Genomic DNA, 21,033 nt, shown 5'->3' with positions numbered 1-21,033 from the left:
GTCACGTTGGGGCTCCTGTGGGCATTTGCGTCATTGGAATTTATTGACCCAGAGCCCGCGGGGCAATAGGTGCAGGCGGCGCGCGGCAAGGTGGCGCGGCTAAACGATGGAAGATGAAAATGACCGATCTGCGCGAGACCGCACTCAACTCCAAGGCCTGGCCTTTCGAGGAGGCGCGCCGTCTGGTCAAACGCTATGAAAATGGCCCGCCCGAAAAAGGCTATGTGCTGTTCGAAACCGGCTACGGTCCAAGCGGCTTGCCCCATATCGGCACTTTCGGCGAAGTGTTGCGAACGACCATGGTGCGCCGCGCGTTCGAGATCCTGTCGGATATCCCCACCAAGCTGATCTGCTTTTCGGACGACATGGACGGGATGCGGAAGGTGCCCGACAACGTGCCGAACCAGGAGATGTTGGCCGAATACCTGCAGATGCCCCTGACGAGCGTCCCCGATCCGTTCGGCGAGCACGAGAGCTTCGGCCATCACAACAACGCCATGCTGCGCCGTTTTCTGGACACGTTCGGCTTCGAGTACGAGTTCTATTCCGCCCGCGAGTTCTATCGCTCCGGTGCCTTCGATGAAACGCTTCTGCGCGCGGCGGAACGCTATGATGACCTGATGGCGGTGATGCTCAAATCCCTGCGCGAGGAACGTCAGCAGACCTATTCGATCTTCCTGCCGATCCACCCGGAAACCGGGCGTGTGCTCTATGTGCCGATCAAGCATGTGGATGCAGGCGAGGGGACGGTAACCTTCGACGACGCTGAGGGGCGCGAATGGACGCTCCCCGTGACCGGTGGCAACGTCAAGCTTCAATGGAAGCCGGATTTCGGGGCGCGCTGGGCCGCGCTTGGCGTCGATTGGGAAAGCTATGGCAAGGAGCATGCCCCCAACACGGCGATCTACTCCGCCATCTGCTCGAAGCTCGGCGGCAAGCCGCCCGAAGTGTTCACCTATGAGCTGTTCCTTGATGAAAACGGGCAGAAGATTTCGAAGTCCACGGGCAACGGGATCAGCATCGACGAGTGGTTGTCCTACGCTTCGACGGAGAGCCTGAGCTACTTCATGTATCAAAAACCGAAAACCGCCAAGCGGATGTATTTCGACGTGATCCCGAAGGCGGTGGACGAATATCATCAGCAATTGCGCGCCTATGCGGGGCAGGACACCGCGGCGCGGCTGAACAACCCCGTGTTCCATATCCACGGCCACAACGTGCCGGCCTCGAACATGGTGGTCAGCTTCGCGATGCTGCTCAATCTGGCATCCGTCGCCCATGCTGAGGACAAGGAGGCGCTTTGGGGCTTCATCCGCAGATATGCGCCCGATGCCAGCGCCGAGACCCACCCCGACCTCGATCAGGCGGCAGGCTTTGCTGTGCGGTACTACAATGACTTTGTGAAGCCGCATAAGGTGTTCCGTCTGCCCGACGAAAAAGAAGCCGCGGCGATGCGCGACCTGGCCGACCGTCTGGCCGCCTATGATGGCCCGCAGGACGACGAGGCGTTGCAGACAATCGTCTTCGCGGTGGGCAAGGATCACGGGTTCGAACCGCTGCGAGACTGGTTCAAGGCGCTTTACGAAGTGCTTCTGGGCGCAAGCCAAGGGCCGCGATTTGGCGGGTTCGTAGCGCTTTACGGCGTGGCCGAGACCATCGGGCTGATCGAGGACGGGCTGGCCGGGACCCTCGCCGCCTGACCGACGCATCGGGCGACGGGCCGCCAAGGCGGGTTTGACCGGATCCTTGCGCGGTCTACCCTTCTCCATATCCGAAGACGGTGCGGGAAGGACGGACCAATGCGGCGATTTATTCTGACGCTCGGCCTCATCTGGGCTGCGGCCTGGGCGCAGGCGCAGGAGGTTCTCGCCCCGAACCCGGCCATCGAATCCACCATTCAGAGCCAGTTCGAGGCGTTTCTGGCAGATGACGTCGCCACGGCATGGCAATACGCCAGCCCCAATATTCAGCGCCTGTTCCAGACGCCCGAGAATTTCGGACGCATGGTCCGGGAGGGATATCCGATGGTCTGGCGTCCGGGCCGGATCGACTACCTTGATCTGCAGACACTTGGCGGGCTTGTCGTCCAGCGCGTTCAGGTGACCGACTGTCAGGGCCGGGTCCATGTCCTTGGCTATCAGATGATCGAAACGGAGGCCGGATGGCAGATCAATGGCGTCCAGTTCCTGCGCGCGCCAGAGGTGGGTGCGTGAAAACGACGTCGCATTAAAGCTGCGTTAACTAATCTGCGCTAATCCTTGAAGCGTATCCGGCCCTGATTTGCGGGCCGGTCTCTCCGGACATGTGAACAATCGAGGTTGCCTTTCAGGGCCCCTTGGTCCTGCGGGGCCATATGCGTGTGTGTTCCGCGCGCAGGAAAGGGTTTGATATGAACAAGGTGATCACAGACGGGCTGATGCTGATGCCGCCGGAATTCGGCGACGGGCTTGGGGTCTGGTCGCGCCAGGACGGCACGCCCGGCAGCGACACCTATGCAACCGCAACCAATGCCGCGCTGGTGCCGGCGGATCAGGACTTCGGCACCTGCCTCGAGATCCTGAAAACCGACAGTGTCACAACCCTGCGCTACATGGGGCAGACGCCGATGCTGCCGGGCATGTATCTGCGCATCTCGGCCCGCCTCAAGGCGGTCGCGGGCAACCTGCCCGACGTGCGGATCGGGGCCTGGGCCGGTACTGCCGCGGATGCGAATGTGGGTGGCGTACCGCAGACCGGGCCATCGACGAGCCTCACCAGCTACGGCGAGGTGGTGACGATCTCGGCGATTGTCGGGCTGGGAGACCGGGGCGGCGTGGACATGCCCTGGGGCGAAACGGCCGCCTATGGCTATTTCGGTCTCGATCTGACCGGACCAAATGGCGGGATCGTGCGGATCGAGAGCATCCGTATCGAAGATATCACCCATGTGTTCCGCCGCAAGCTGATGGATTGGGTCGATGTCCGGGATTTCGGCGCCATGGGCGACGGCACAACGAATGACCGGGCGGCGTTTCTGGCCGCCGATGCCGCCGCCGCCGGGCGCGAGGTGCTGGTCTCCGAGGGTGATTACCGCATTGTCGGCAACCTGACGATGAACAGCCCTGTCCGGTTCGAGGGCCGGCTGATCATGTCGGACACCGACCGGCTCGCATTGACGAAGAACTTCGATCTGGATGCCTATTCCGACGCATTCGGCGATGATGTCATCGGCTTCAAGAAAGGCATTCAGACACTCTTCAATCAATCCGATCACGAGGCGTTCGACATGGGCGGGCGCCGCGTACTGCTGATCGAGCCGATCGATGTGCAGGCGGTGGTGGACAACAAGAATTCCTATGCCAACCGCCGCGTCATCAGAAACGGACAGCTCAGCGCGGATAACAGCACCGGCTGGGAGGACGAGGTTCAGACCGGAACCGGCACATGGGTCGTCACCAAACCGTCCGAGCTGTCCGACGTGGCCAATGTGGCAAATATCGAGATCGGGTCGCTGGTGACGGCGGCGCAGGGCGTGGGCCGTGAAGTATACGTCTCGGGCAAGAATGTCGCGGCGGGGAAGGTTTTCCTGTCGAACCCGCTCAATGTGCCGCCGCAAAGTCAGACCTACACATTCCGGCGCTTCAAGTATCTTCTGGACTTCATCGGGTTTCAGAACCTCCAACGCTTTGTCATCAGCAATATCGAGTTCCTCTGCGCCGGGCGCTCCAGCGCAGTGATGTTGCCGATCAACGGTCTGACCTTCCAGTTCAGCGATTGCTTCTTCACCGGCCCCAAGGACCGTGCCATCACCTCGGCCGATAGCGGGTGCCAGGGTCTACAGGTCGACCGTTGCCAGTTCCTGTCGAACGAACAGTCGGCCCGGGCGCAGGACCGCACGACGATCTGCATGAACGTCAATCGCAACGATCCCAAGATCCGAAACAACCGGGCGGTGCGCTTCAAGCATTTCGCGGTCCTGACCGGGTCGGGCAACATGGTGATCGGCAATCACTATTTCCAGGGCGATGCGGAAACTGACGGATTGCGCAGCGCCGGGATCGTTCTGACCAATACCAATGTCAAATCCACAATCACCGGAAACTACATCGACAACAATTTTCTGGAATGGGTCAACGAGCACGATCCGACGCCCGAGCTGCAAAACGAGCTGAGTTTCGGCGGGCTGACGATCAACGGCAATATCTTTACCTCCAACGGGGCGGCGCCCTGGATCAAGTTCATTATCATCAAGCCGATGGGGCCGGGGCATTACATCAACGGATTGTCGATTTGCGACAACGTGTTCAAGCAGCTCAACGGGCAGGCGCTTGACCGGGTCGACGCCGTGGATGAAAGCGTGGCCCCGCTGGATACCAGCCGCACGCGGTCCTTCCTGATGACGGGGAACACATTCCACGGGATCATCAAGGATGCCCAGAACCCCGTCACCGTCAAGATGACGGAAAACACCGCGCAGCAGGTCTGGGAGATGGATCTTCGGAACTGGCTGCCCTTCGGCACCGAGGCGCGCGTGGTGACCTCTGTCGTGCCCGAGGGGGCAATCCGCACGGCCTCCAATGTGGCGGTCTACACCACGCCATTTGCGACCACACGGCATGGCGTTGACCGCGGCTCGATCCGGCTGAACTGGTCGCAGGCCGTCAAGGGGTCCGTGCAACTGACCGCGCGCTGCGACACGGTCTGACGCCTGCCTTTTCGCCGAGGCCATGACAAACAGGCAAGCCCCCGCCGATCCAGATCTGGGGGCTTGTTCGATAACGGAGCTGTGCTAGGTCCCGGGTCGACGAAGGGGCGGGGGCGTTCCCAAGTCGGAGAGCGGGATGAACGATCTTCCCTCTGAAAATGTGCAGGATTATCCAAGGCCTCCTGCTATCGAGCAAATAGGGCAAAGGCTGAGAGTCGTGCTTGGCGGGGTGGTGATCGCCGATACGACGGCAGGGCTTCGGGTTCTGGAAACCCACCACGCGCCGACCTATTACTTTCCGCCGCAGGATGTGATGGCCGGTGTCCTGAAGGCGGCGCAGGGAGCCAGCTATTGCGAATGGAAAGGGGCCGCGCGCTACTGGACGGCGCAGGCGGGCGGCGAGATCCGGCCGCGCGCGGCGTGGAGCTTTTCGCGACCGTCGAAACCCTTCGCGTCGCTCGCGGGGTATCTCGCGTTTTACTCCGAGCCGATGGATGCCTGTTTCGTCGGGGATCAGCGGGTTTCGCCACAACCCGGCAGTTTCTATGGCGGTTGGGTCACCCCCAACCTGCAGGGGCGGATCAAGGGCGCGCCGGGAACCGAGTTCTGGTGAGCGTCACAGCCTGTGATAGGCCGCGCGTTTCTTCCAGCTTGTGGGGTCGAGCAACGTCCAGATCCCGTCGCTGACGGTGTAGCCATAGGATTGCGGGCCGCCGTCGATCAGGTGGAAGACGACATTGGCCCCGTCGGTCGTCAACTGTGCCAGCTTTTCGCGTGTCCAGAGCCTGCGGCCATGATCGTGCAAGGCCCAGATGCCGGTTGCCGGCGGGCGCGCGTCGCCCCACCCGACCTGGTAAGACCCATCGGCGGTGAACATCCAGCTCTCGGCGCTGTCTCGCGCGCGCCAAGCGCCTTCAACACCGATACCGGCTGCGCCTTGTCTGTCGAAAACCTGATCGTCCCAGGTCATTTCCGCCGCATCGTCCGAGAAACTCAGCGGCGCCGCGGCATCGGCCACGTGATAGCTGCCGTCTGGCAGAACCTCGTAGATATAAGGTTCGCCCGGCAGGCCCCAACGCCCGAGCAGATCGGGGTCAATCGCTCTCATGCGGGATAGCATGGCACGGAAACCGGCCATCGCCTAGCGCCCAAGGTCATTCGCTGTCAGATGGAAGGCCTTGCCGAACCCGCCATTGAGAAGCGCGCGGTCGATCTGAAACCGGATCATCCGGAAATCGCCGAAATCGTAATAGAGCTGCGCCTTGGGATAGAGGCCGAGGTAATACGCGCGCAACGCCGATTTATCCGCGCGCTGCGCCCGGCATTGCAGGGTGATCCGCGGATGGGTCAGGGGGTCGCCCTTTGCCTCGGGTTCACCCAGCAACAGCGAACAGGCCGGATTGGCCGCAAGCGCCGCGCTGTGGCTGGACAGATCCGAGATCAGGCTCATCGGTGCTCCGTCCGGGCCCGGCACCACGGCGATCCGCGTGACCGTCGGAAGGCCGGTTTCGGGCTCGATCACGGCAAGCGCGCCGAAACGCGCGGCCGCGATCAGGCCCTTGGCCAGCGTGCGGGCGTCCTCGTCGGTTTCGCGGATCGGGTTGGGGGCGTCGGCCATGGGGTCCGCATATCACAAGGCCGGCGACCTCGCCAGAACCAGGGCACCCTTGCGCGTGGCCGCGCCCCGCCCTAACCACGGGAATGCCAGCGGAAAGGGCGGGATATGAACACCAGCGAATTGAACCGCGCCGTGCGAGACGCGCTTGCGGACCGGGGTGACCCCGTCAGCCGCCTGGGATATTTCTGCGCCCCGTTCCGCCCCCGGTCTGGGCCGCTGTCGGACCGGGTGATCAAGACCTATCGCGGGGGGCGCGATCCCGAGGTGCTGGAGCTTCTGGCGCGCCGTCATGACGCCTATGCCGCCTGTCTGCGCGATGCCGGCGTCACTCTGCCCGAGACGCGGTTTCTGGTGCTGGAGGAGGCGGGTTTTCAGCGTCCGGTGATCCTGCAAAAGGCGTTGCCGCCGGAAACCATGCTCCGCGACATGTTGCGGGCCGCTGATCTGAAAACGGCGATCGCATTGCTCGATCAGGCGGCGATCAGTATCGCGGGCTTCTGGGCGGCGGTGGCGCGCCGGCCCGAACGCATCGGCTATCATCCGTCGATCCGCAACTTCGCCATGGGGCAGGAGGGGCCGATATTCTTCGACACATTCCCGCCGCTGATCGGCTATTCGCGCGAAGAGATGGGCAGGCTTCTGCTGCGGTTTTCCGAATCCCGGCTGATCCGCGGTATTGGCCCGATCCTGCCGGAGCGGATCCGCGCGATCCAGGACGAATGGTATTCCCCCGCAGGCACCATCGTCGGCCTGATCGGCAGCGCGGTGCGGCTCCGCCCCGATGACAAGGCTGATTTGCTTGACTGGGCGCGGGGGTTTGCCGAAACGCATCTGACGGGCGCGTTGAAAGACGAGGTGATGGCGGAGCTGGACACACCGCCGCGTCTGCCCACGATCTGGACCGCCACCCGCCGGATACTGGGTCTGGAAGGTAAGCCGAATGTCTGACGCGGGCGCCGGACCCCCTGACCGGCCGCCCCCCCGGATGAAGGTCGTGCTGGTCACACCGGAAATCCCGGGCAACACCGGCACGATCGGGCGCACCTGTGTGGCGCTGGATCTCGAACTGATCCTGATCCGGCCCTACGGGTTCGATATCTCGGAAAAAGCCGTCCGGCGGGCCGGACTGGACTACTGGCGGCATGTCCGGCTGAGTGAATATGACAGCTGGCCCGAATTTCTGCGGGTGCGACAGCCTGGCCGTGAGCGGCTTTTCTTCTTCGAAGATCACGGCGTGGCATCGTTCTATGCGCCGGACTACCCGGCCGATGCCTATCTTGTCTTCGGTCGCGAAACGAAAGGTCTGCAACCCGAGATACTGGACGGGATGGAGGACCGGGTTTTCCATCTCCCGATGCGCAGCCCGCATATCCGCTCGCTCAACCTTGCCAATGCGGCGACGGCGGTGGTGTATCAGGCGATGCGCCGCCATTTCGTCTGAGCCTTTTCGTCGCTTCGCCACGATGGCGTCGGGAGTTCGGCACCGTGGGCCTCCGGTAAAAGATACCGCTCGTGCCCTGAGGCCTCTTTTCCTTTGCTCCGGCCCGCGTTGCGGCGTTACCCTTGCGCAGCAGAAAGGACAGCCTGATGCCATCCATCGTCCAGGGTGCGGCCCTGCAAACCGTGATCACCACATTCGAAACCACGCCCGGCAATTGCCGCGACCTGATCGAGGCGTTGACCGATGCCTATGATCAGTTCATTTCGCAACAGCCCGGGTTCATCGCGGCGGGGCTGCATGTGAACGATGCCCAGACCCGGGTGGCGAATTATTCTCAATGGAACCGGCGCGAGGATTTTCAGGCGATGCTGCGCAGCGATGAGATGGTCCGCCGCAACAAGGCGATCACCGAGCTTTGCCGCAGTTTCGAACCGGTGATGTATGATGTCGCGGCCGTGTTCGACACCTAGCCGGCGGCCGGGCGATGGCGGATATGAGTGGGCCCCATGTGGCCGATAGGCTTTCTCTATCGGCATTTGCCGAGCCGCCTGATGACGCCTACCTGTATGGATGAAAGCCTCAGGAGATCTGCCCCATGCAATGCCCCATCGACGGAACCCAACTGGTAATGACCGACCGACAGGGGGTCGAGATCGACTATTGCCCGCAATGCCGGGGCGTCTGGCTGGATCGGGGTGAGTTGGACAAGATCATCGAACGCTCCACGGCGGATGCGCCGGCCGCGCCGCAACCGGCGCGCCGCGGCTATGACGACGATTACGATCAGGGCCCGGACCGGTCGTCGAGCTATCACAAGAAAAAGCGGCGCGGATCCTTCCTCGACGATATCTTCGATTTCTGAGCGGGCCTAGCGGCGGCGCGGACAGATCACGACCCGTTGCCGGGTGCAGTCCGCATCGGCGCAGCTGACGCTTTCCACGATCATGCCCTTGCGCAGGCGGACCGTTCCGCCTGTCGGCACCGTCCTGATCTCGCATGTGCGGGCGTTGCGCGTCCCCGTGCCAAGGCTCAGACTGAACGGGCCCTCCGACAGGCCGATACTGAAGGATTGTGCAAGGGCCGGACCCGTGAAGGCCAGTTGCCCGGCAATGCAGACGATGTGAGCGAGACGGCGCATGAGGAGGCTCCCGGACAGGATGGTTCGGGGATGGGTCGCGCGGGGCCTGTCGAAGGTTCAATCTGCCCGGCGTCCCCGGGGGGCGCATCGGGCAGGGGCTGTGCCGGTTGTTCAGCCGATGGGCAGGGGTGCCCTGCAGGCGCGGAAATCCGCGACCTCGGGCGCCGCTCCGTCAAGCGGGATTCGCAATATCTCGTCGCCGACAATCGCGGTGGCCATGTCATTGAATTGCAAACCGTCCAGCACATTTCCGAACCCTCTGTCGGTCACCATGAGCTGCCTGTCGCCGTCGCTCAGCATGTGCCGACTGGTGGAAATCATGTTGGGCTGTGCGCCGTCGAAGCGCAGGGCGAAGATCGGTGCCCTCGGCCACGGGGCGCCCGGGCGGGTCAGACTGATCGTGTATTCGGGAAGGCCCGGATCATAGGTCAGGCGGATCGTCGTCTCAGGCGTTCGGTGGGTCAGCGTGCAGCGGGGGCCATCTCTGCCGACATCCCACGCCAGCGCCGGCAGCGGCAGAAGTAGAACGGCGATCATCAGCAGGCAGCGCATGACAGGGAGTGTGGCGCGTTTCCGCCCGTTGGCAAGAGACGACCGGAGGCGCCGGTAGAGCTTCCGTATTTCCGGCCCGCCGACCCGGGCCCTTAATCGGGGCGGATGTGGCGAAACCGGACCCATGGGGTGCGCGTTCACCGGCCCCGCCCGGGCGCGCCGGACGGAGCCACCGGATCGGGGCGTACGCGTCGCCGCGACCCGTCAGTTGCTGGGATCCCGGAAGTCGCTGGTTCCGCCGGAATGCGTGCATTTCACACCCGGAAACGAATAGCTCTTCCCGTTATGCTTGCCGGTGATGTTGTAGAATCCGTCGATCGCGGGGCGGTCATTGGGTGGAAATGGGCCGCAGCTGAACACGTTGATATTGCTGTAGGTGCCGGTTGCACCCGAGATGTTGCCGCCATGGCCTTGGATCGCGACCACGCGCACGTCGGTGTATTGGCCGGTTGGATTGGTCATCTGATCTCTCCTATCTGTTCTGAACTGGACATTGCAGGCCGGGGAGCCGTGCCCGAAACGGTCTAGAGCGTCGGAGAGACGCGCGCTGTGCTCTGGCGCACGGACCGGCAAAAAGACCGGACAGCGGGCACCGCAGGCGACAAGCGCCGCAAGTGCCCGGCGGCGGCTAGCGCAGAACGCGAACCTGATCGAACGTATGGCCAAATCGGCTCAACTCGCCCGTCGCTTCGAAGATATCGCCGGGCGCCAGCCGATCCGTGAACGCGCGGTCCATCCCGCAATGCAGCATGTTTCGTTGGGGAGCGTCGACCGGGAACAGACGCACACAGCCCCCCAGCCCGGGCTCCGTCGCTATATCGACCAGTTTGTAGCGCAGCGTTTCGACAGGGTTTGCGGTGGCCATGTTCCACGCCTCAGGGAGCCCGTCACGGGGCAGAACCACAAGAAGCAGACCGGTCGCGATGGGCAGGGCTAGCATGGGCAGGGCCACCCGTCTGCCAAGTCCGCGCTGCGCCCCTTGCGGGGTGATGGGCGCACGCAGGTGCCGGTTGAGGAGGGGCGGCAACACGATCAGCACTGCGATGCTCGCAAAGAGCATCACCGCGTTCGTCTCCACCCATCGGTCCAGTCGGGCGGTTTGAACCGTGTCGCCAAACCGCAAGGCATAGAGCGACCAGACAAGCGTCAGCCCCAGTGGGAGGGGAGCGAGCACATCGCCGATATCGCGCTTGCGAAGCCGCCGTTCTGGTTGGGTGTCATACAACGCGCCCGCCGCGCGCGCGGTGATGTCCCGGTCCAGCCGTTTGAGAAGACGCGCCCGGTTCAGTTCGGCCCTGGCATCGCCATAGGCAAGGCCGAAGGGAAAAATGGTCAGCGCGAACAGCCCCAGAAGGGCGGCGATTGCGCAGATATGGGCCTGTCGCCCGAACTCCATCGGGATCAACCTGTGCCCGCTGTCGGATGCGAAGGTCAGAACCGCCATGATCAGGACGAGCCAGAGTGCGTTGATCAGCACGAAGGGGATGCGGGCCAGCAGGCGCACCGTGCTGCGCAACACCCTGTCATGCACCCCCGGCAAAAGATAAAGTCCCGTCATGGCCAGCGAAAAAATCCCGAGCCCCAGAACGAACTGGCCCGTCGCCTCCGGCAAACCCGCGTTCCGGGCCCAGACCAGAAGCAGCAGCGCCGTGCAATAAAGCCCGAAAAGCCCGATCAGACGGGCCGAGATATCGGTGAAAAGCAGGCCCCATCGCATGTGTATCTGTCCCGGTCTGTTTTGCTCTGGCTGGAATTAGGCGCGATTTCGGGCAGGAATGGGGTCGCTTGGGGGAATTGGAAGGGCAGGGCGCGTGTATTTGCACGGATCCGGGTGCGCCTGCGGGGCGCGCGCGCCTTCGAAGATCGCTTGCCTCCGCCGGCCGGGCTGGGCAGGGTCGGGCCATGACACGCGATCAGTTCAACCGGTTCTGCGCCGGTCTCAAGGCAACCTCCCACGTGGTCCAGTGGGGCAATGCAGATGTGTGGAAGGTGGGCGAAAAGGTCTTTGCGATCTGCGGCTGGAACGACGGACAGGACGCCTTCACGTTCAAGGTCGGAAAGATCGCGTTCGAGGTGCTTGGCGGCGAGCCCGGCATCCGCCCTGCACCCTATCTTGCATCGCGGGGCATGACATGGCTTCAGGTCTACGAGGACGGGGCGATGAGCGACGAGATGCTGCATGAGCATATCGAGGAGAGTTACCGGCTGGTCGTGGCGGGGATGACGAAGAAGAGGCGGGCGGAGTTGGGGGTGTGACGCGGGGATGCCAGGTTGCAACCATGGATCAAATTTATGTAAAGCGGTTTCTCTTTACCCCTTCTAATCGCTTTCGGGGGGTGGATGATCCTTCGCGTTCGCGTCTCGATCCCGGCGCTCTGACCCCGACACACTGATCCAATAGACGGGCCCAATGCTTTATATTTCCGACATCGCCGTTCTTGCCACCGCATGCGGCTTTCTTGCGGTGCTGTTGCTGTTGCTCGTCCTCGTCCGCAGGCACAAGGGGCGGGGCAAGCCGGTCGTCATCGATGGCTCGAACGTGATGCATTGGGACGGGGAAGCGCCGAAGCTCAGGACCCTCCAAATCGTCATCTCCGCGCTCAAGGCGAAAGGGTTCCAGCCCGGGATCGTGTTCGACGCCAACGCGGGTTACAAGCTGGTCAACAGATATCTCGACGACCGTCATTTCGCAGAGCTACTGAAGCTGCCCGCAAGCCGTGTGCTTGTGGTCCCTAAGGGGCAGCCGGCAGACCCGATCATCCTCGCCGCCGCGCGGGATGTGGGTGGAAAGGTGATCACGAATGACCGGTTCAGCGATTGGGCGGGGGATTTTCCAGAGGTGAAGGAGACGGGCCACTTGCTGCGCGGCGGGTTTCGGGACGGGAAGCTTTGGTTGGATGAAGCGGCGTAGGAGGGGGCGAAGTCTTGGATAGGGGCGATTTGCTCTCCGGTCGGTGAGAAAGGCGCGAAGCGCGCCCTCGGCGGGTTTCGGGCCGACGCGCCACCGCCCGCCCGTCCCGGAGGCCTGGCGATCTGGTTGGAGCAACGTATCGCTCTGACTTCATCCGCATTTGGCTGGCAAGAAGCGCACAGAATGCCGGTCGGACCGCCACCCCACGCGCAGGCATTGGGCCCTCGGTGCGCTTACCGCTTCCGTCGCTTTACATTCCCGCCCCGTTGCCCCGGCCTGCCCGCCGTGGAGCGCCCGGCCGTCCCGGTCGCTGAATCCACCGCCTGCTCCACTGCCGTCTGCCGTGCCAGCGGGTCGTCCGAAATCACAAGATCCACGGTTTCCAGCCGCTTGATCTCGTCCCTCAGCCGCGCGGCCTCTTCGAATTCCAGGTTCTCGGCGGCCTTCCGCATATCCATGCGCAACCCGTTCAGCACCGTTTCCAGATTGGCCCCATGGAGTGGCTTGTCCACCTTCGCGGTCACCCGGTTCATGTCCACGTCGCCCTTGTAAAGGCCCGCCAGAATATCCTCGACGTTCTTTTTCACCGTCGCGGGGGTGATCCCGTGCGCCTCGTTATAGGCGATCTGCTTGGCACGCCGCCGGTCGGTCTCGCCCATCGCGCGTTCCATCGAGCCGGTGATACGGTCGGCATACATGATCACCCGCCCCTCGGCGTTCCGCGCCGCGCGCCCGATGGTCTGCACCAGCGAGGTTTCCGAGCGGAGGAAACCTTCCTTGTCCGCGTCCAGAATGGCCACCAGCCCGCATTCCGGGATATCGAGCCCCTCGCGCAAGAGGTTGATCCCGATCAACACGTCGAACGCGCCCAGCCGAAGGTCGCGCAGGATCTCGATCCGCTCCAGCGTGTCGATATCGGAATGCATGTAGCGTACCTTGATGCCCTGTTCGTGCATGTATTCGGTCAAATCCTCGGCCATGCGTTTGGTCAGCGTCGTGACCAGGGTGCGGAACCCGTCCGCGGTGACGCGGCGCACCTCGTCCAGCAGGTCGTCCACCTGCATCTCCACGGGCCGGATTTCCACCATCGGGTCCAGCAGCCCCGTGGGCCGGATGACCTGTTCGGTGAAGACACCGCCGGCCTGCTCGATCTCCCAGGCCTGCGGCGTGGCGGAGACGAAAACCGATTGCGGGCGCATTGCGTCCCATTCCTCGAATTTCAGCGGTCGGTTATCCATGCAGGACGGCAGGCGGAACCCGTGCTCGGCCAGGGTGAATTTCCGCCGGTAGTCGCCACGATACATCCCGCCGATCTGCGGGACGGACACGTGGGATTCGTCCGCAAAGACGATGGCATTGTCGGGGATGTATTCAAACAGCGTCGGTGGCGGTTCTCCGGGGGCGCGACCCGTCAGGTAGCGCGAATAGTTCTCGATCCCGTTGCAGACGCCGGTTGCCTCCAGCATCTCCAGATCGAAATTGGTGCGTTGCTCAAGCCGTTGAGCCTCAAGCAGCTTTCCCTCACCGACAAGCTGGTCAAGCCGGGTTTGCAGCTCTGCCTTGATGCCCTTGATGGCCTGCTGCATCGTGGGTCGCGGCGTGACGTAGTGGGAGTTTGCGTAGACCCGGACCTTTTCGAACGTGTCGGTTTTCTCGCCTGTCAACGGATCGAACTCGGTGATGCTTTCCAGTTCTTCGCCGAAGAAGGAGAGCTTCCACGCCCGGTCATCCAGGTGTGCGGGCCAGATCTCCAGACTGTCGCCGCGCACCCGGAAGCTACCGCGCTGGAACGCCTGATCGTTGCGGCGGTATTGCTGCGCGATCAGATCGGCCATCACCTTGCGCTGATCGTACTCCTTGCCCGCAATCAGGTCCTGGGTCATCGCGCCATAGGTCTCGACCGACCCGATGCCGTAGATGCAACTGACCGAGGCCACGATGATCACATCGTCACGCTCCAGAAGGGCGCGGGTGGCCGAGTGGCGCATCCGGTCGATCTGTTCGTTGATCTGGCTTTCCTTCTCGATATAGGTGTCGGAGCGCGCCACATAGGCCTCGGGCTGGTAGTAGTCATAATAGCTCACGAAGTACTCCACCGCGTTTTCCGGGAAGAAGCCCTTGAACTCGCCGTAGAGTTGCGCGGCCAGCGTCTTGTTCGGGGCGAGGATGATCGCCGGTCTCTGGGTCTCCTCGATGACTTTCGCCATGGTGAAGGTCTTGCCGGTTCCGGTCGCGCCGAGCAGCACCTGATTCTGGTCGCCCTCGCGAATCCCCGCCGCCAGCTCCGCGATCGCGGTGGGCTGGTCGCCCGCAGGTTCGAATTCCGTTTTCAGAATGAACCGTTTACCCCCTTCCAGCTTGGCCCGCGCGCGGACTTCATCCACGGAGCGGTTCAGGACGGGCATCTGTTCGGGGGAGTTGTTATGCATCACGGACCTCATGGGACAGCCTTAGAATGATCTTATTTTGTTCCTGTTCAAGGGTCTGCTCATCTCATGCTGACAGCCGCCCGGCAAACCTTGCCGGACGGTTAACAAAACTGCTCGAGTTTGAGACAAATAAGCACAACCTTAAGGAGAATTTTTGATTGCAATGACCCTATCGGCGTCATAATCTTTTTTGGCAAGCAGCAGAAGCGGTTGCCAACCGGGTTCGTGCACCCACCCCACCCCTCGCTCCCTCGAGCCGGGTTGGCAACCCACTTCTCCTCCCGCCTGATACTCCGCCGTATTCCGCCAGATCTCGACGCATGACCTGCGCGAAGCACCGCCATGCGCATTGCAGTTGCAGATGTCCCGGTCATGTCCCTGCGGTGCGCAACGGACGCCCGATCGTCTACTTGCATCCAGTGCCGACCGGCCACGAGTGGATAGCCGGAACCTCGATACGAGGGCAGGCGGCCTGTCTCTGTTTCACGCGGCCGAATTGCGGATCCGTCGATCAGGGCCGGGACCTGCTGCGGCTTCTTGTGCCGCTCCGCGCGAAAGCAAGAGTGATCGCCGCGCAAAGATGGCGCATTGCGTGACAGACCGGAATTTCCGATAAGAGCGCGAGACATCCGGAGAGACGCCCATGCGTGCACGCATCTACAAACCTGCCAAGACCGCCATGTCCTCGGGCACGGCCAAAACGAGGCAATGGGTTCTGGAATTCGCGCCTGCCTCGGCCCGTCAGGTGGACCCGCTCATGGGCTGGACCAGTTCCGACGACATGAACAGTCAGGTGCATCTGCATTTCGAAACGCTGGAGGCCGCGCGGGATTATGCCGCCGAAAACGGGATCGACGCGGTGGTGATCCAGCCGAAGACACGCAAACCGAACATCCGCCCGCGCGGCTATGGTGAGAATTTCGCCACCGACCGGCGCGGTGCCTGGACCCATTAGGATCCGGCGGCGTTTCCGGTGGCGTCCTTCGGCGAACCGGTCGCGGGGCAGCCACCCGCATGCCACCCGCATCTGGACCTCGGCCCCGTGAAGGCGTAACTGATCGTCGAGCGGTCCCTTAGCTCAACTGGATAGAGCAGCTGACTTCTAATCAGCAGGTTGAGGGTTCGAGTCCTTCAGGGATCGCCAGACAAGTTCCTGCCCGCCCGCGGCCCCGCCGATCCGCCGAATCACGAAATGGTGAGAGGTGAGCCATATCCCCCACCGAAGGCGGCGGATTGCCGATCATCGGTGATTTCCCCGTCCAAACAGGGCGATACCGGCAGAGTTTCGCAAATCGGATGCGGCTTTTCAGTTCCGCCGCGCGGCCAATCGGCCTATAGTCATCAGAATTGCTGCGCACTACCTGGGAGGGACAGGATGATACGCTCGGAGCTGATCACCAAGCTTGCGGAGGAGAACCCGCATCTCTACCAGCGCGATGTTGAGCGCATCGTGAACGCGATTTTCGAAGAGATTATCGAGGCTATGGCCAAGGGCAATCGGGTCGAGCTCAGAGGGTTCGGCGCGTTTTCGGTCAAAAAACGCGACGCCCGGGTTGGCCGGAATCCGCGGACCGGTGAAAGCGTCACGGTCGAGGAGAAGCATGTGCCTTTCTTCAAGGCCGGCAAGCTGCTACGGGATCGGTTGAACGGGCATGACGGCTGAAAGGCTAGGGTGACGTGATCCGCTATTTCAAATACGCATTTCTGGTGCTGGTCGCGCTTGGACTGGTCGTGCTTGCACTGGCCAATCGCGAACCGGTTCTGCTGGAGGTGCTGCCCGAAAATCTTGCACTCTGGTTCGGCTGGTCCTACGCGATCGAGCTGCCGCTTTTCCTGGTCATCTTCGGCGGTGTCGTTCTGGGCCTTCTGGTGGGCTTCGTATGGGAATGGCTGCGCGAGCATCGCCACCGGGTCGAGGCGAAGACGCAGCGCCGCGACAAGCAGCGCCTTGAACGCGAGGTTGAGGGCCTGAAAGGCCGGGCCAACGAGGGCAAGGACGACGTGCTGGCCCTGCTTGAGGATACCGGCTCTTCGCGCTAAGTGCCGGTGATGGACATTGCAATCAAATTCTGCGGTCTGCGCAGGCCAGAAGATGTCGCGGCGGCGGCGGTCGCTGGCGCGCGCTACGTGGCCTTCAATTTCTTTGCCAGATCTCCGCGGGCGGTCACGGTTGCCGAGGCGCGGGAGTTGGCTTTGGAGGTGCCGCCGGGCATAGCCAAGGTGGCGCTGGTGGTCGATGCTGATAACGATTTTCTGGATCGGATCGTCGATCGGGTGCCGCTGGACATGCTTCAGCTTCACGGTGCCGAAACCCCGGCGCGCGTGGCGGAGATCAAGGCGCGATACGGTTTGCCCGTGATGAAGGCTGTGGGGATCGCGACGGAGGCGGATTTACCCAAGCTGGAGGCCTATGGCCGCGTTGCCGACCAGCTTCTGGTCGATACCAAGCCGCCGGATGATGCGGGTCTGCCGGGCGGCAACGGGCTGGCTTTCGACTGGCGGCTGATCGCGGGCCGGCGCTGGCCCGTGCCTTGGATGCTGGCAGGCGGGCTGACGCCGCAGAACGCCGCGCTGGCCGTCGAGATGACCGGGGCCAGGCAGGTGGATGTGAGTTCCGGCGTCGAAAGCGCGCCCGGGGTGAAGGATGCCGCGAAGATCGCGGCCTTCGCCGAGGCGCTGAGAGGAGTGGCCTCGCCGCGCTGACCCGCGCCGTCCCGCCGGGGGGCGTTGCCCCGCGGGGCCTGCCGCGATATCTCAACCCCAAAGAAAAGGAACCGGTCAGCGCGAGAGCGGGGCCGGAGCCCAAACCGGAGGTCGGCACATGCCTGACGACAGACTGAACAGTTTCATGAGCGGCCCGGACGAAGACGGGCGCTTCGGCGATTTTGGCGGCCGGTTCGTGTCGGAAACGCTGATGCCGCTGATCCTGGAACTGGAAAGGCAGTATGAATACGCCAAGACGGACCAGAGCTTCTGGGACGAGATGCATGATCTCTGGACCCATTACGTGGGCCGCCCGTCGCCGCTCTATTTTGCCGAGCGTTTGACCGAGACGCTGGGCGGCGCGAAGATCTACCTCAAGCGCGACGAGCTGAACCATACCGGTGCGCACAAGATCAACAACGTGCTGGGCCAGATCATTCTGGCCCGCCGCATGGGCAAGACCCGGATCATCGCGGAGACGGGCGCCGGGCAGCATGGCGTGGCAACCGCAACGGTCTGCGCCAAATTCGGGCTGAAATGCGTGGTCTACATGGGTGCCCATGACGTGGAGCGCCAGGCGCCGAACGTCTTCCGCATGAAGCTTCTTGGTGCCGAGGTGATCCCTGTCATCAGCGGGCGGGGCACGTTGAAAGACGCGATGAACGACGCGTTGCGCGACTGGGTGACCAATGTGCGCGATACGTTCTACTGCATCGGCACCGTGGCGGGCCCGCATCCCTATCCGGCGATGGTCCGCGATTTTCAGGCGATCATCGGCAAGGAGGCCAAGGAACAGATGATGGCCGCCGAGGGCCGGCTGCCCGACACGATAATCGCGGCGATCGGCGGCGGCTCGAACGCCATGGGCCTGTTCTTTCCGTTTCTCGACGACAAGGATGTGCAGATCATCGGGGTGGAGGCCGGCGGCAAGGGCGTGAACGACCGGATGGAGCATTGCGCGTCGCTGACCGGCGGGCGGCCCGGCGTGCTGCATGGCAACCGCACGTATCTGCTGCAGGACGATGACGGCCAGATTCTCGAAGGCTACTCGATCTCCGCCGGGCTCGATTATCCCGGCATCGGGCCGGAGCATTCGTGGCTTCACGATATCGGGCGGGCACAATATGTGTCGATCACCGACCGCGAGGCGCTGGAGGCGTTTCAGCTCTGTTGTGAGCAGGAAGGGATCATCCCGGCGCTGGAGCCCAGCCACGCGCTGGCCCATGTGATGAAGATCGCGCCGGAACTGCCCCGGGATCATCTGATCATCATGAACATGTGCGGGCGCGGCGATAAGGACATTTTCACCGTGGCAAAGGCACTGGGCTGGGAGATGGAGGCCGGGTAGGCCGCCCGACCCCTGCCGGTCGCATAGACCAAAGGTTGAAAGCGGCGCTTCCCCGGGGCGCCGTTTGTCGTTGTGCGGCCCGGGCGCGCATAAACCTGCGGTCTATGGGGCTGCGGGATGCCCCGGTCTATTCTGGGCCTGAAGTTTAATCGGCGGCGGATAAACCTGCCGCGGATCGAAGGGTGCCGGTGGAAAGGCCATCCTGTCTGCATGCCATGGCCGCGCACCGGTCAGGCCGAAACCCGACAAAAAGGAGACAGACCGATGACCAAGACCGCCAAGTTCATGACCGCCTCCACCGCCGCCCTTCTGATCGGCGCAGCACCCGCCCTTGCCGTGCCGCAATCGGTGATCGACAGCATTGTCGCCGAATTGAGCGCGCAGGGTTTCCAGCGCATCGAGATCGACATCGAGCGCAACGAAATCGACGTGGATGCCTATGGCGCCGGGTTCGAGGGCGATTTCACCTATTCGCGCGACGGCCAGTTGCTTGACTCCGATATCGACGAGTACGCGGATGATGACAGCGACCGCTGGAACAGCGATGACAGCGATGACGACGATTATGATGACGACGATGACGATGACGATGATTATCGCGACGATGATGATGACGACAGCAGCTACGACGATGACGATGATGACTATGATGATGACGACGATGGCGATTACGGCGATGACAGCAGCGATGACAGCGGCGATTACGATGACGATGACGACGATTATGACGACGACTAAGCCCGTCGTCCGGCGCTAAGATCATTGCGGATCCCCCCGGCGTCCCGGCGTCGGGGTGATTGCATCAACGGGATCGGAGGCAGATGATAACGCGAAGAGAATTGCTTGCAGCCATGGGTGCCCTGTTGCTTGGAACCGGGGCTGCAACGGCGCAAGCCAGCGCGGCCGATCAGGTCGTCGCCCAGTTGAGAGCGCTGGGTTACACCATCGAACGGGTAAACCGGACTCTGCTGGGCCGTGTGCGGATCGTTGCCCGCAGGGGCGATGAAATTCGTGAAATCGTGCTGGACCCGCGCAATGGCGCGATCCTGCGGGATTACGCCTCGCGCCAGGGCGACGATTCCGACGATCGCGGGGGAGGCGGCACCGGTTCCGGAAACGGCGGTGATGATGACGATGATGATGATGATGACGACGATGACGACGATGACGATGACGATGATGGGGGGGATGACGATGACGGCGGGGATGATGACGACGATTGACCCCACCGGATCGGAGCCCGCGGGATGCTGAAACGCCCGGGTGTTTTTGTCATCATCCTGGTGGTGCAACTTGTCTGTGCGGTTTTCTTCGTGTCCGAGATCATGTTGACCGTCTTCGGGCTGCCGTTCGCGCCGATCCCGTGGCAAGTGCATGAGTTGATCGAGATCGGGGCCGCGATCGGGCTGATCATGGGGGTGGTGCTGGGCGCGCTGTTGCTGCGGTCGGCGCTCCGGCGCACGCGGGCCGCGGAGCAGGCACTGCGCGCCGCATCAGGTGCGTTCATGGAACTGGTCGAAGACCGGTTTGACGAATGGGGCCTGACGCCGGCGGAGCGGGATGTGGCCCTGTTCGCGCTGAAGGGCATGAGTCTTGCCGAGATCGCCCGGCTCCGCGCCACATCCGAGGGCACGGTCAAGGCTCAGACCAACGCGATTTATCGCAAGGCTGGCGTGACCGGGCGGCCGCAACTGCTCAGCGTCTTTGTCGACGACCTGATGAGCGACGGGGTGCTGCCCGATGGCGGCAGCACCGGCTAGCTACGCTTCCTGGTTCAGATCGTAAAGCTGGAGCACCGAAAGCGGAACGATTTCCAGAGCCGCGTGATGGGTGGCGGCCAGATTGACCAGCGGGGCCACGCCGTCCTCATGAGCCTGCATGAAGCGGGAGGCGCAGAGGCACCACTGATCCCCCGGTTTCAGCCCCGCAAACCCGTATTCGGGCCGCGGCGTGCTCAGATCGTTGCCCACATATTTCGAGAAGGCGAGGAACTCGGCGGTCATCACGGCGCAGATCGTGTGTGACCCCTGATCGGTGGGCCCGGTGTCGCAGCAGCCATTCCGGAAAAACCCGGTCACCGGATCCTGCGAACAGCTTTGCAGCTCGCCGCCCAGTACATTCACCGATGGTGCCATCTCTAATCCCATAGCGTCGCCCCTTGCCGTTCCGTTTTTCCTACACCTAGGGCAGGTCTTATCGAATGCAAAGA

The 21,033-nt window shown here is 62.8% G+C and carries 26 protein-coding genes and 1 tRNA gene; 19 read left to right on the top strand and 8 right to left on the bottom strand.

Going from position 1 to position 21,033, the window contains the following annotated elements; genetic code table 11:
• The first annotated feature begins 119 nt into the window (after positions 1-119).
• The 4 genes from D9R08_RS15580 (at position 120) to D9R08_RS15565 (ending at position 5,297) form a co-directional block, all read left to right on the top strand.
• Positions 120-1,700 (top strand): lysine--tRNA ligase, encoded by a 1,581-nt coding sequence (locus D9R08_RS15580; protein WP_121898994.1) that lies wholly within the window; start codon positions 120-122, stop codon positions 1,698-1,700.
• Positions 1,701-1,799: 99 nt separating this feature from the next.
• Positions 1,800-2,213, top strand: a complete 414-nt coding sequence (locus D9R08_RS15575) for a DUF4864 domain-containing protein (protein ID WP_121898993.1) — start codon at positions 1,800-1,802, stop codon at positions 2,211-2,213.
• Between the two features lie 176 nt (positions 2,214-2,389).
• Entirely contained in the window at positions 2,390-4,684 is a 2,295-nt protein-coding gene (locus D9R08_RS15570) for a glycosyl hydrolase family 28-related protein (protein ID WP_121898992.1), read from the top strand.
• Positions 4,685-4,820: 136 nt separating this feature from the next.
• Entirely contained in the window at positions 4,821-5,297 is a 477-nt protein-coding gene (locus D9R08_RS15565) for a DUF427 domain-containing protein (RefSeq protein WP_121898991.1), read from the top strand.
• Positions 5,298-5,300: 3 nt separating this feature from the next.
• Here D9R08_RS15565 and D9R08_RS15560 read toward each other — a convergent pair whose 3' ends face one another.
• Together D9R08_RS15560 and D9R08_RS15555 are read right to left on the bottom strand one after the other, a co-directional pair.
• Positions 5,301-5,792: a hypothetical protein gene (locus D9R08_RS15560; protein WP_147450704.1), complete on the bottom strand. Its 492-nt coding sequence runs from the start codon at positions 5,790-5,792 to the stop codon at positions 5,301-5,303.
• A 33-nt stretch (positions 5,793-5,825) separates the two neighbouring features.
• Complete coding sequence (locus D9R08_RS15555; RefSeq protein WP_121898989.1) at positions 5,826-6,302, bottom strand: HugZ family pyridoxamine 5'-phosphate oxidase; 477 nt, start codon at positions 6,300-6,302, stop codon at positions 5,826-5,828.
• 105 nt (positions 6,303-6,407) lie between these two features.
• On the opposite strand from D9R08_RS15555, the gene D9R08_RS15550 reads away from it, so the two are divergent.
• The 4 genes from D9R08_RS15550 to D9R08_RS15535 all read left to right on the top strand — a co-directional run bounded on the left by D9R08_RS15550 (position 6,408) and on the right by D9R08_RS15535 (position 8,605).
• A complete protein-coding gene (locus tag D9R08_RS15550) occupies positions 6,408-7,250 on the top strand; it encodes a DUF6206 family protein (RefSeq protein ID WP_121898988.1) in 843 nt (280 codons plus the stop codon).
• A complete protein-coding gene (locus tag D9R08_RS15545) occupies positions 7,243-7,743 on the top strand; it encodes a tRNA (cytidine(34)-2'-O)-methyltransferase (RefSeq protein ID WP_233557512.1) in 501 nt (166 codons plus the stop codon). Before D9R08_RS15550 ends, D9R08_RS15545 begins: the two co-directional genes overlap by 8 nt.
• Positions 7,744-7,889: 146 nt before the next feature.
• Positions 7,890-8,213, top strand: a complete 324-nt coding sequence (locus D9R08_RS15540) for an antibiotic biosynthesis monooxygenase family protein (RefSeq protein ID WP_121898986.1) — start codon at positions 7,890-7,892, stop codon at positions 8,211-8,213.
• A 125-nt stretch (positions 8,214-8,338) separates the two neighbouring features.
• Complete coding sequence (locus tag D9R08_RS15535; protein ID WP_121898985.1) at positions 8,339-8,605, top strand: TFIIB-type zinc ribbon-containing protein; 267 nt, start codon at positions 8,339-8,341, stop codon at positions 8,603-8,605.
• Between the two features lie 6 nt (positions 8,606-8,611).
• Here D9R08_RS15535 and D9R08_RS15530 read toward each other — a convergent pair whose 3' ends face one another.
• From D9R08_RS15530 to D9R08_RS15515, 4 genes are all read right to left on the bottom strand, one after another.
• On the bottom strand, positions 8,612-8,881 hold the full coding sequence (locus D9R08_RS15530) for a hypothetical protein (protein WP_121898984.1): 270 nt from the start codon (positions 8,879-8,881) through the stop codon (positions 8,612-8,614).
• A gap of 111 nt (positions 8,882-8,992) precedes the next feature.
• A complete protein-coding gene (locus D9R08_RS15525) occupies positions 8,993-9,433 on the bottom strand; it encodes a hypothetical protein (RefSeq protein ID WP_121898983.1) in 441 nt (146 codons plus the stop codon).
• A gap of 204 nt (positions 9,434-9,637) precedes the next feature.
• Positions 9,638-9,895 (bottom strand): hypothetical protein, encoded by a 258-nt coding sequence (locus D9R08_RS15520; protein ID WP_121898982.1) that lies wholly within the window; start codon positions 9,893-9,895, stop codon positions 9,638-9,640.
• A gap of 166 nt (positions 9,896-10,061) precedes the next feature.
• The gene (locus D9R08_RS15515; RefSeq protein ID WP_121898981.1) at positions 10,062-11,150 is read right to left on the bottom strand and encodes a hypothetical protein; all 1,089 of its coding nucleotides are present in this window, start codon (positions 11,148-11,150) and stop codon (positions 10,062-10,064) included.
• Positions 11,151-11,335: 185 nt separating this feature from the next.
• Between D9R08_RS15515 and D9R08_RS15510 the strand changes: the two genes are divergently transcribed.
• Together D9R08_RS15510 and D9R08_RS15505 are read left to right on the top strand one after the other, a co-directional pair.
• The gene (locus D9R08_RS15510) at positions 11,336-11,689 is read left to right on the top strand and encodes an MmcQ/YjbR family DNA-binding protein (RefSeq protein WP_121898980.1); all 354 of its coding nucleotides are present in this window, start codon (positions 11,336-11,338) and stop codon (positions 11,687-11,689) included.
• A 154-nt stretch (positions 11,690-11,843) separates the two neighbouring features.
• Complete coding sequence (locus D9R08_RS15505) at positions 11,844-12,344, top strand: NYN domain-containing protein (protein WP_121898979.1); 501 nt, start codon at positions 11,844-11,846, stop codon at positions 12,342-12,344.
• Between the two features lie 233 nt (positions 12,345-12,577).
• Here the strand turns inward: D9R08_RS15505 and uvrB are convergent, their stop codons facing one another.
• The gene (uvrB, locus tag D9R08_RS15500; protein ID WP_121898978.1) at positions 12,578-14,773 is read right to left on the bottom strand and encodes an excinuclease ABC subunit UvrB; all 2,196 of its coding nucleotides are present in this window, start codon (positions 14,771-14,773) and stop codon (positions 12,578-12,580) included.
• A gap of 643 nt (positions 14,774-15,416) precedes the next feature.
• On the opposite strand from uvrB, the gene D9R08_RS15495 reads away from it, so the two are divergent.
• The 9 genes from D9R08_RS15495 to D9R08_RS15455 all read left to right on the top strand — a co-directional run bounded on the left by D9R08_RS15495 (position 15,417) and on the right by D9R08_RS15455 (position 20,584).
• A complete protein-coding gene (locus D9R08_RS15495) occupies positions 15,417-15,728 on the top strand; it encodes an ETC complex I subunit (protein WP_121898977.1) in 312 nt (103 codons plus the stop codon).
• A 112-nt stretch (positions 15,729-15,840) separates the two neighbouring features.
• A tRNA-Arg gene (locus D9R08_RS15490) sits at positions 15,841-15,917 on the top strand.
• A 231-nt stretch (positions 15,918-16,148) separates the two neighbouring features.
• Positions 16,149-16,436, top strand: a complete 288-nt coding sequence (gene ihfB, locus D9R08_RS15485; RefSeq protein WP_121898976.1) for an integration host factor subunit beta — start codon at positions 16,149-16,151, stop codon at positions 16,434-16,436.
• A 14-nt stretch (positions 16,437-16,450) separates the two neighbouring features.
• A complete protein-coding gene (locus D9R08_RS15480; protein ID WP_325048899.1) occupies positions 16,451-16,813 on the top strand; it encodes a lipopolysaccharide assembly protein LapA domain-containing protein in 363 nt (120 codons plus the stop codon).
• Between the two features lie 9 nt (positions 16,814-16,822).
• Complete coding sequence (locus D9R08_RS15475) at positions 16,823-17,476, top strand: phosphoribosylanthranilate isomerase (protein ID WP_121898975.1); 654 nt, start codon at positions 16,823-16,825, stop codon at positions 17,474-17,476.
• A 118-nt stretch (positions 17,477-17,594) separates the two neighbouring features.
• A complete protein-coding gene (gene trpB, locus D9R08_RS15470) occupies positions 17,595-18,824 on the top strand; it encodes a tryptophan synthase subunit beta (protein ID WP_121898974.1) in 1,230 nt (409 codons plus the stop codon).
• Positions 18,825-19,088: 264 nt separating this feature from the next.
• Positions 19,089-19,562, top strand: coding sequence for a hypothetical protein (locus D9R08_RS19295; RefSeq protein ID WP_199709396.1), 474 nt, complete (start codon positions 19,089-19,091; stop codon positions 19,560-19,562).
• A gap of 83 nt (positions 19,563-19,645) precedes the next feature.
• Positions 19,646-20,047 carry a hypothetical protein gene (locus D9R08_RS15460; RefSeq protein ID WP_199709395.1) on the top strand — a complete coding sequence of 134 codons (402 nt, stop codon included), beginning with the start codon at positions 19,646-19,648 and terminating at the stop codon, positions 20,045-20,047.
• Between the two features lie 24 nt (positions 20,048-20,071).
• Positions 20,072-20,584, top strand: a complete 513-nt coding sequence (locus D9R08_RS15455) for a helix-turn-helix transcriptional regulator (RefSeq protein ID WP_121898972.1) — start codon at positions 20,072-20,074, stop codon at positions 20,582-20,584.
• Here the strand turns inward: D9R08_RS15455 and D9R08_RS15450 are convergent, their stop codons facing one another.
• The gene (locus tag D9R08_RS15450) at positions 20,585-20,971 is read right to left on the bottom strand and encodes a DUF2237 family protein (RefSeq protein ID WP_227287621.1); all 387 of its coding nucleotides are present in this window, start codon (positions 20,969-20,971) and stop codon (positions 20,585-20,587) included.
• Positions 20,972-21,033 lie beyond the last annotated feature (62 nt).

The organism is Rhodophyticola porphyridii, assembly GCF_003688285.1.
Lineage (GTDB): Bacteria > Pseudomonadota > Alphaproteobacteria > Rhodobacterales > Rhodobacteraceae > Rhodophyticola > Rhodophyticola porphyridii.
Note: the sequence above shows the minus strand (reverse complement) of the source record. Positions and strands in the feature narration are given on the sequence as shown.

Coding starts and splice junctions, on each gene's coding strand:
- D9R08_RS15455 (WP_121898972.1), top strand. CDS start 20,072: ATGCTGAAACGCCCGGGTGTTTTTGTCATCATCCTGGTGGTGCAACTT.
- D9R08_RS15560 (WP_147450704.1), bottom strand. CDS start 5,792: ATGAGAGCGATTGACCCCGATCTGCTCGGGCGTTGGGGCCTGCCGGGC.
- D9R08_RS15525 (WP_121898983.1), bottom strand. CDS start 9,433: ATGCGCTGCCTGCTGATGATCGCCGTTCTACTTCTGCCGCTGCCGGCG.
- D9R08_RS15565 (WP_121898991.1), top strand. CDS start 4,821: ATGAACGATCTTCCCTCTGAAAATGTGCAGGATTATCCAAGGCCTCCT.
- uvrB (WP_121898978.1), bottom strand. CDS start 14,773: ATGCATAACAACTCCCCCGAACAGATGCCCGTCCTGAACCGCTCCGTG.
- ihfB (WP_121898976.1), top strand. CDS start 16,149: ATGATACGCTCGGAGCTGATCACCAAGCTTGCGGAGGAGAACCCGCAT.
- D9R08_RS15505 (WP_121898979.1), top strand. CDS start 11,844: ATGCTTTATATTTCCGACATCGCCGTTCTTGCCACCGCATGCGGCTTT.
- D9R08_RS15540 (WP_121898986.1), top strand. CDS start 7,890: ATGCCATCCATCGTCCAGGGTGCGGCCCTGCAAACCGTGATCACCACA.
- D9R08_RS15535 (WP_121898985.1), top strand. CDS start 8,339: ATGCAATGCCCCATCGACGGAACCCAACTGGTAATGACCGACCGACAG.
- D9R08_RS15545 (WP_233557512.1), top strand. CDS start 7,243: ATGTCTGACGCGGGCGCCGGACCCCCTGACCGGCCGCCCCCCCGGATG.
- D9R08_RS15450 (WP_227287621.1), bottom strand. CDS start 20,971: ATGGGATTAGAGATGGCACCATCGGTGAATGTACTGGGCGGCGAGCTG.
- D9R08_RS15460 (WP_199709395.1), top strand. CDS start 19,646: ATGATAACGCGAAGAGAATTGCTTGCAGCCATGGGTGCCCTGTTGCTT.
- D9R08_RS19295 (WP_199709396.1), top strand. CDS start 19,089: ATGACCAAGACCGCCAAGTTCATGACCGCCTCCACCGCCGCCCTTCTG.
- D9R08_RS15555 (WP_121898989.1), bottom strand. CDS start 6,302: ATGGCCGACGCCCCCAACCCGATCCGCGAAACCGACGAGGACGCCCGC.
- D9R08_RS15495 (WP_121898977.1), top strand. CDS start 15,417: ATGCGTGCACGCATCTACAAACCTGCCAAGACCGCCATGTCCTCGGGC.
- D9R08_RS15475 (WP_121898975.1), top strand. CDS start 16,823: ATGGACATTGCAATCAAATTCTGCGGTCTGCGCAGGCCAGAAGATGTC.
- D9R08_RS15530 (WP_121898984.1), bottom strand. CDS start 8,881: ATGCGCCGTCTCGCTCACATCGTCTGCATTGCCGGGCAACTGGCCTTC.
- D9R08_RS15575 (WP_121898993.1), top strand. CDS start 1,800: ATGCGGCGATTTATTCTGACGCTCGGCCTCATCTGGGCTGCGGCCTGG.
- D9R08_RS15570 (WP_121898992.1), top strand. CDS start 2,390: ATGAACAAGGTGATCACAGACGGGCTGATGCTGATGCCGCCGGAATTC.
- D9R08_RS15510 (WP_121898980.1), top strand. CDS start 11,336: ATGACACGCGATCAGTTCAACCGGTTCTGCGCCGGTCTCAAGGCAACC.
- D9R08_RS15580 (WP_121898994.1), top strand. CDS start 120: ATGACCGATCTGCGCGAGACCGCACTCAACTCCAAGGCCTGGCCTTTC.
- D9R08_RS15520 (WP_121898982.1), bottom strand. CDS start 9,895: ATGACCAATCCAACCGGCCAATACACCGACGTGCGCGTGGTCGCGATC.
- trpB (WP_121898974.1), top strand. CDS start 17,595: ATGCCTGACGACAGACTGAACAGTTTCATGAGCGGCCCGGACGAAGAC.
- D9R08_RS15550 (WP_121898988.1), top strand. CDS start 6,408: ATGAACACCAGCGAATTGAACCGCGCCGTGCGAGACGCGCTTGCGGAC.
- D9R08_RS15515 (WP_121898981.1), bottom strand. CDS start 11,150: ATGCGATGGGGCCTGCTTTTCACCGATATCTCGGCCCGTCTGATCGGG.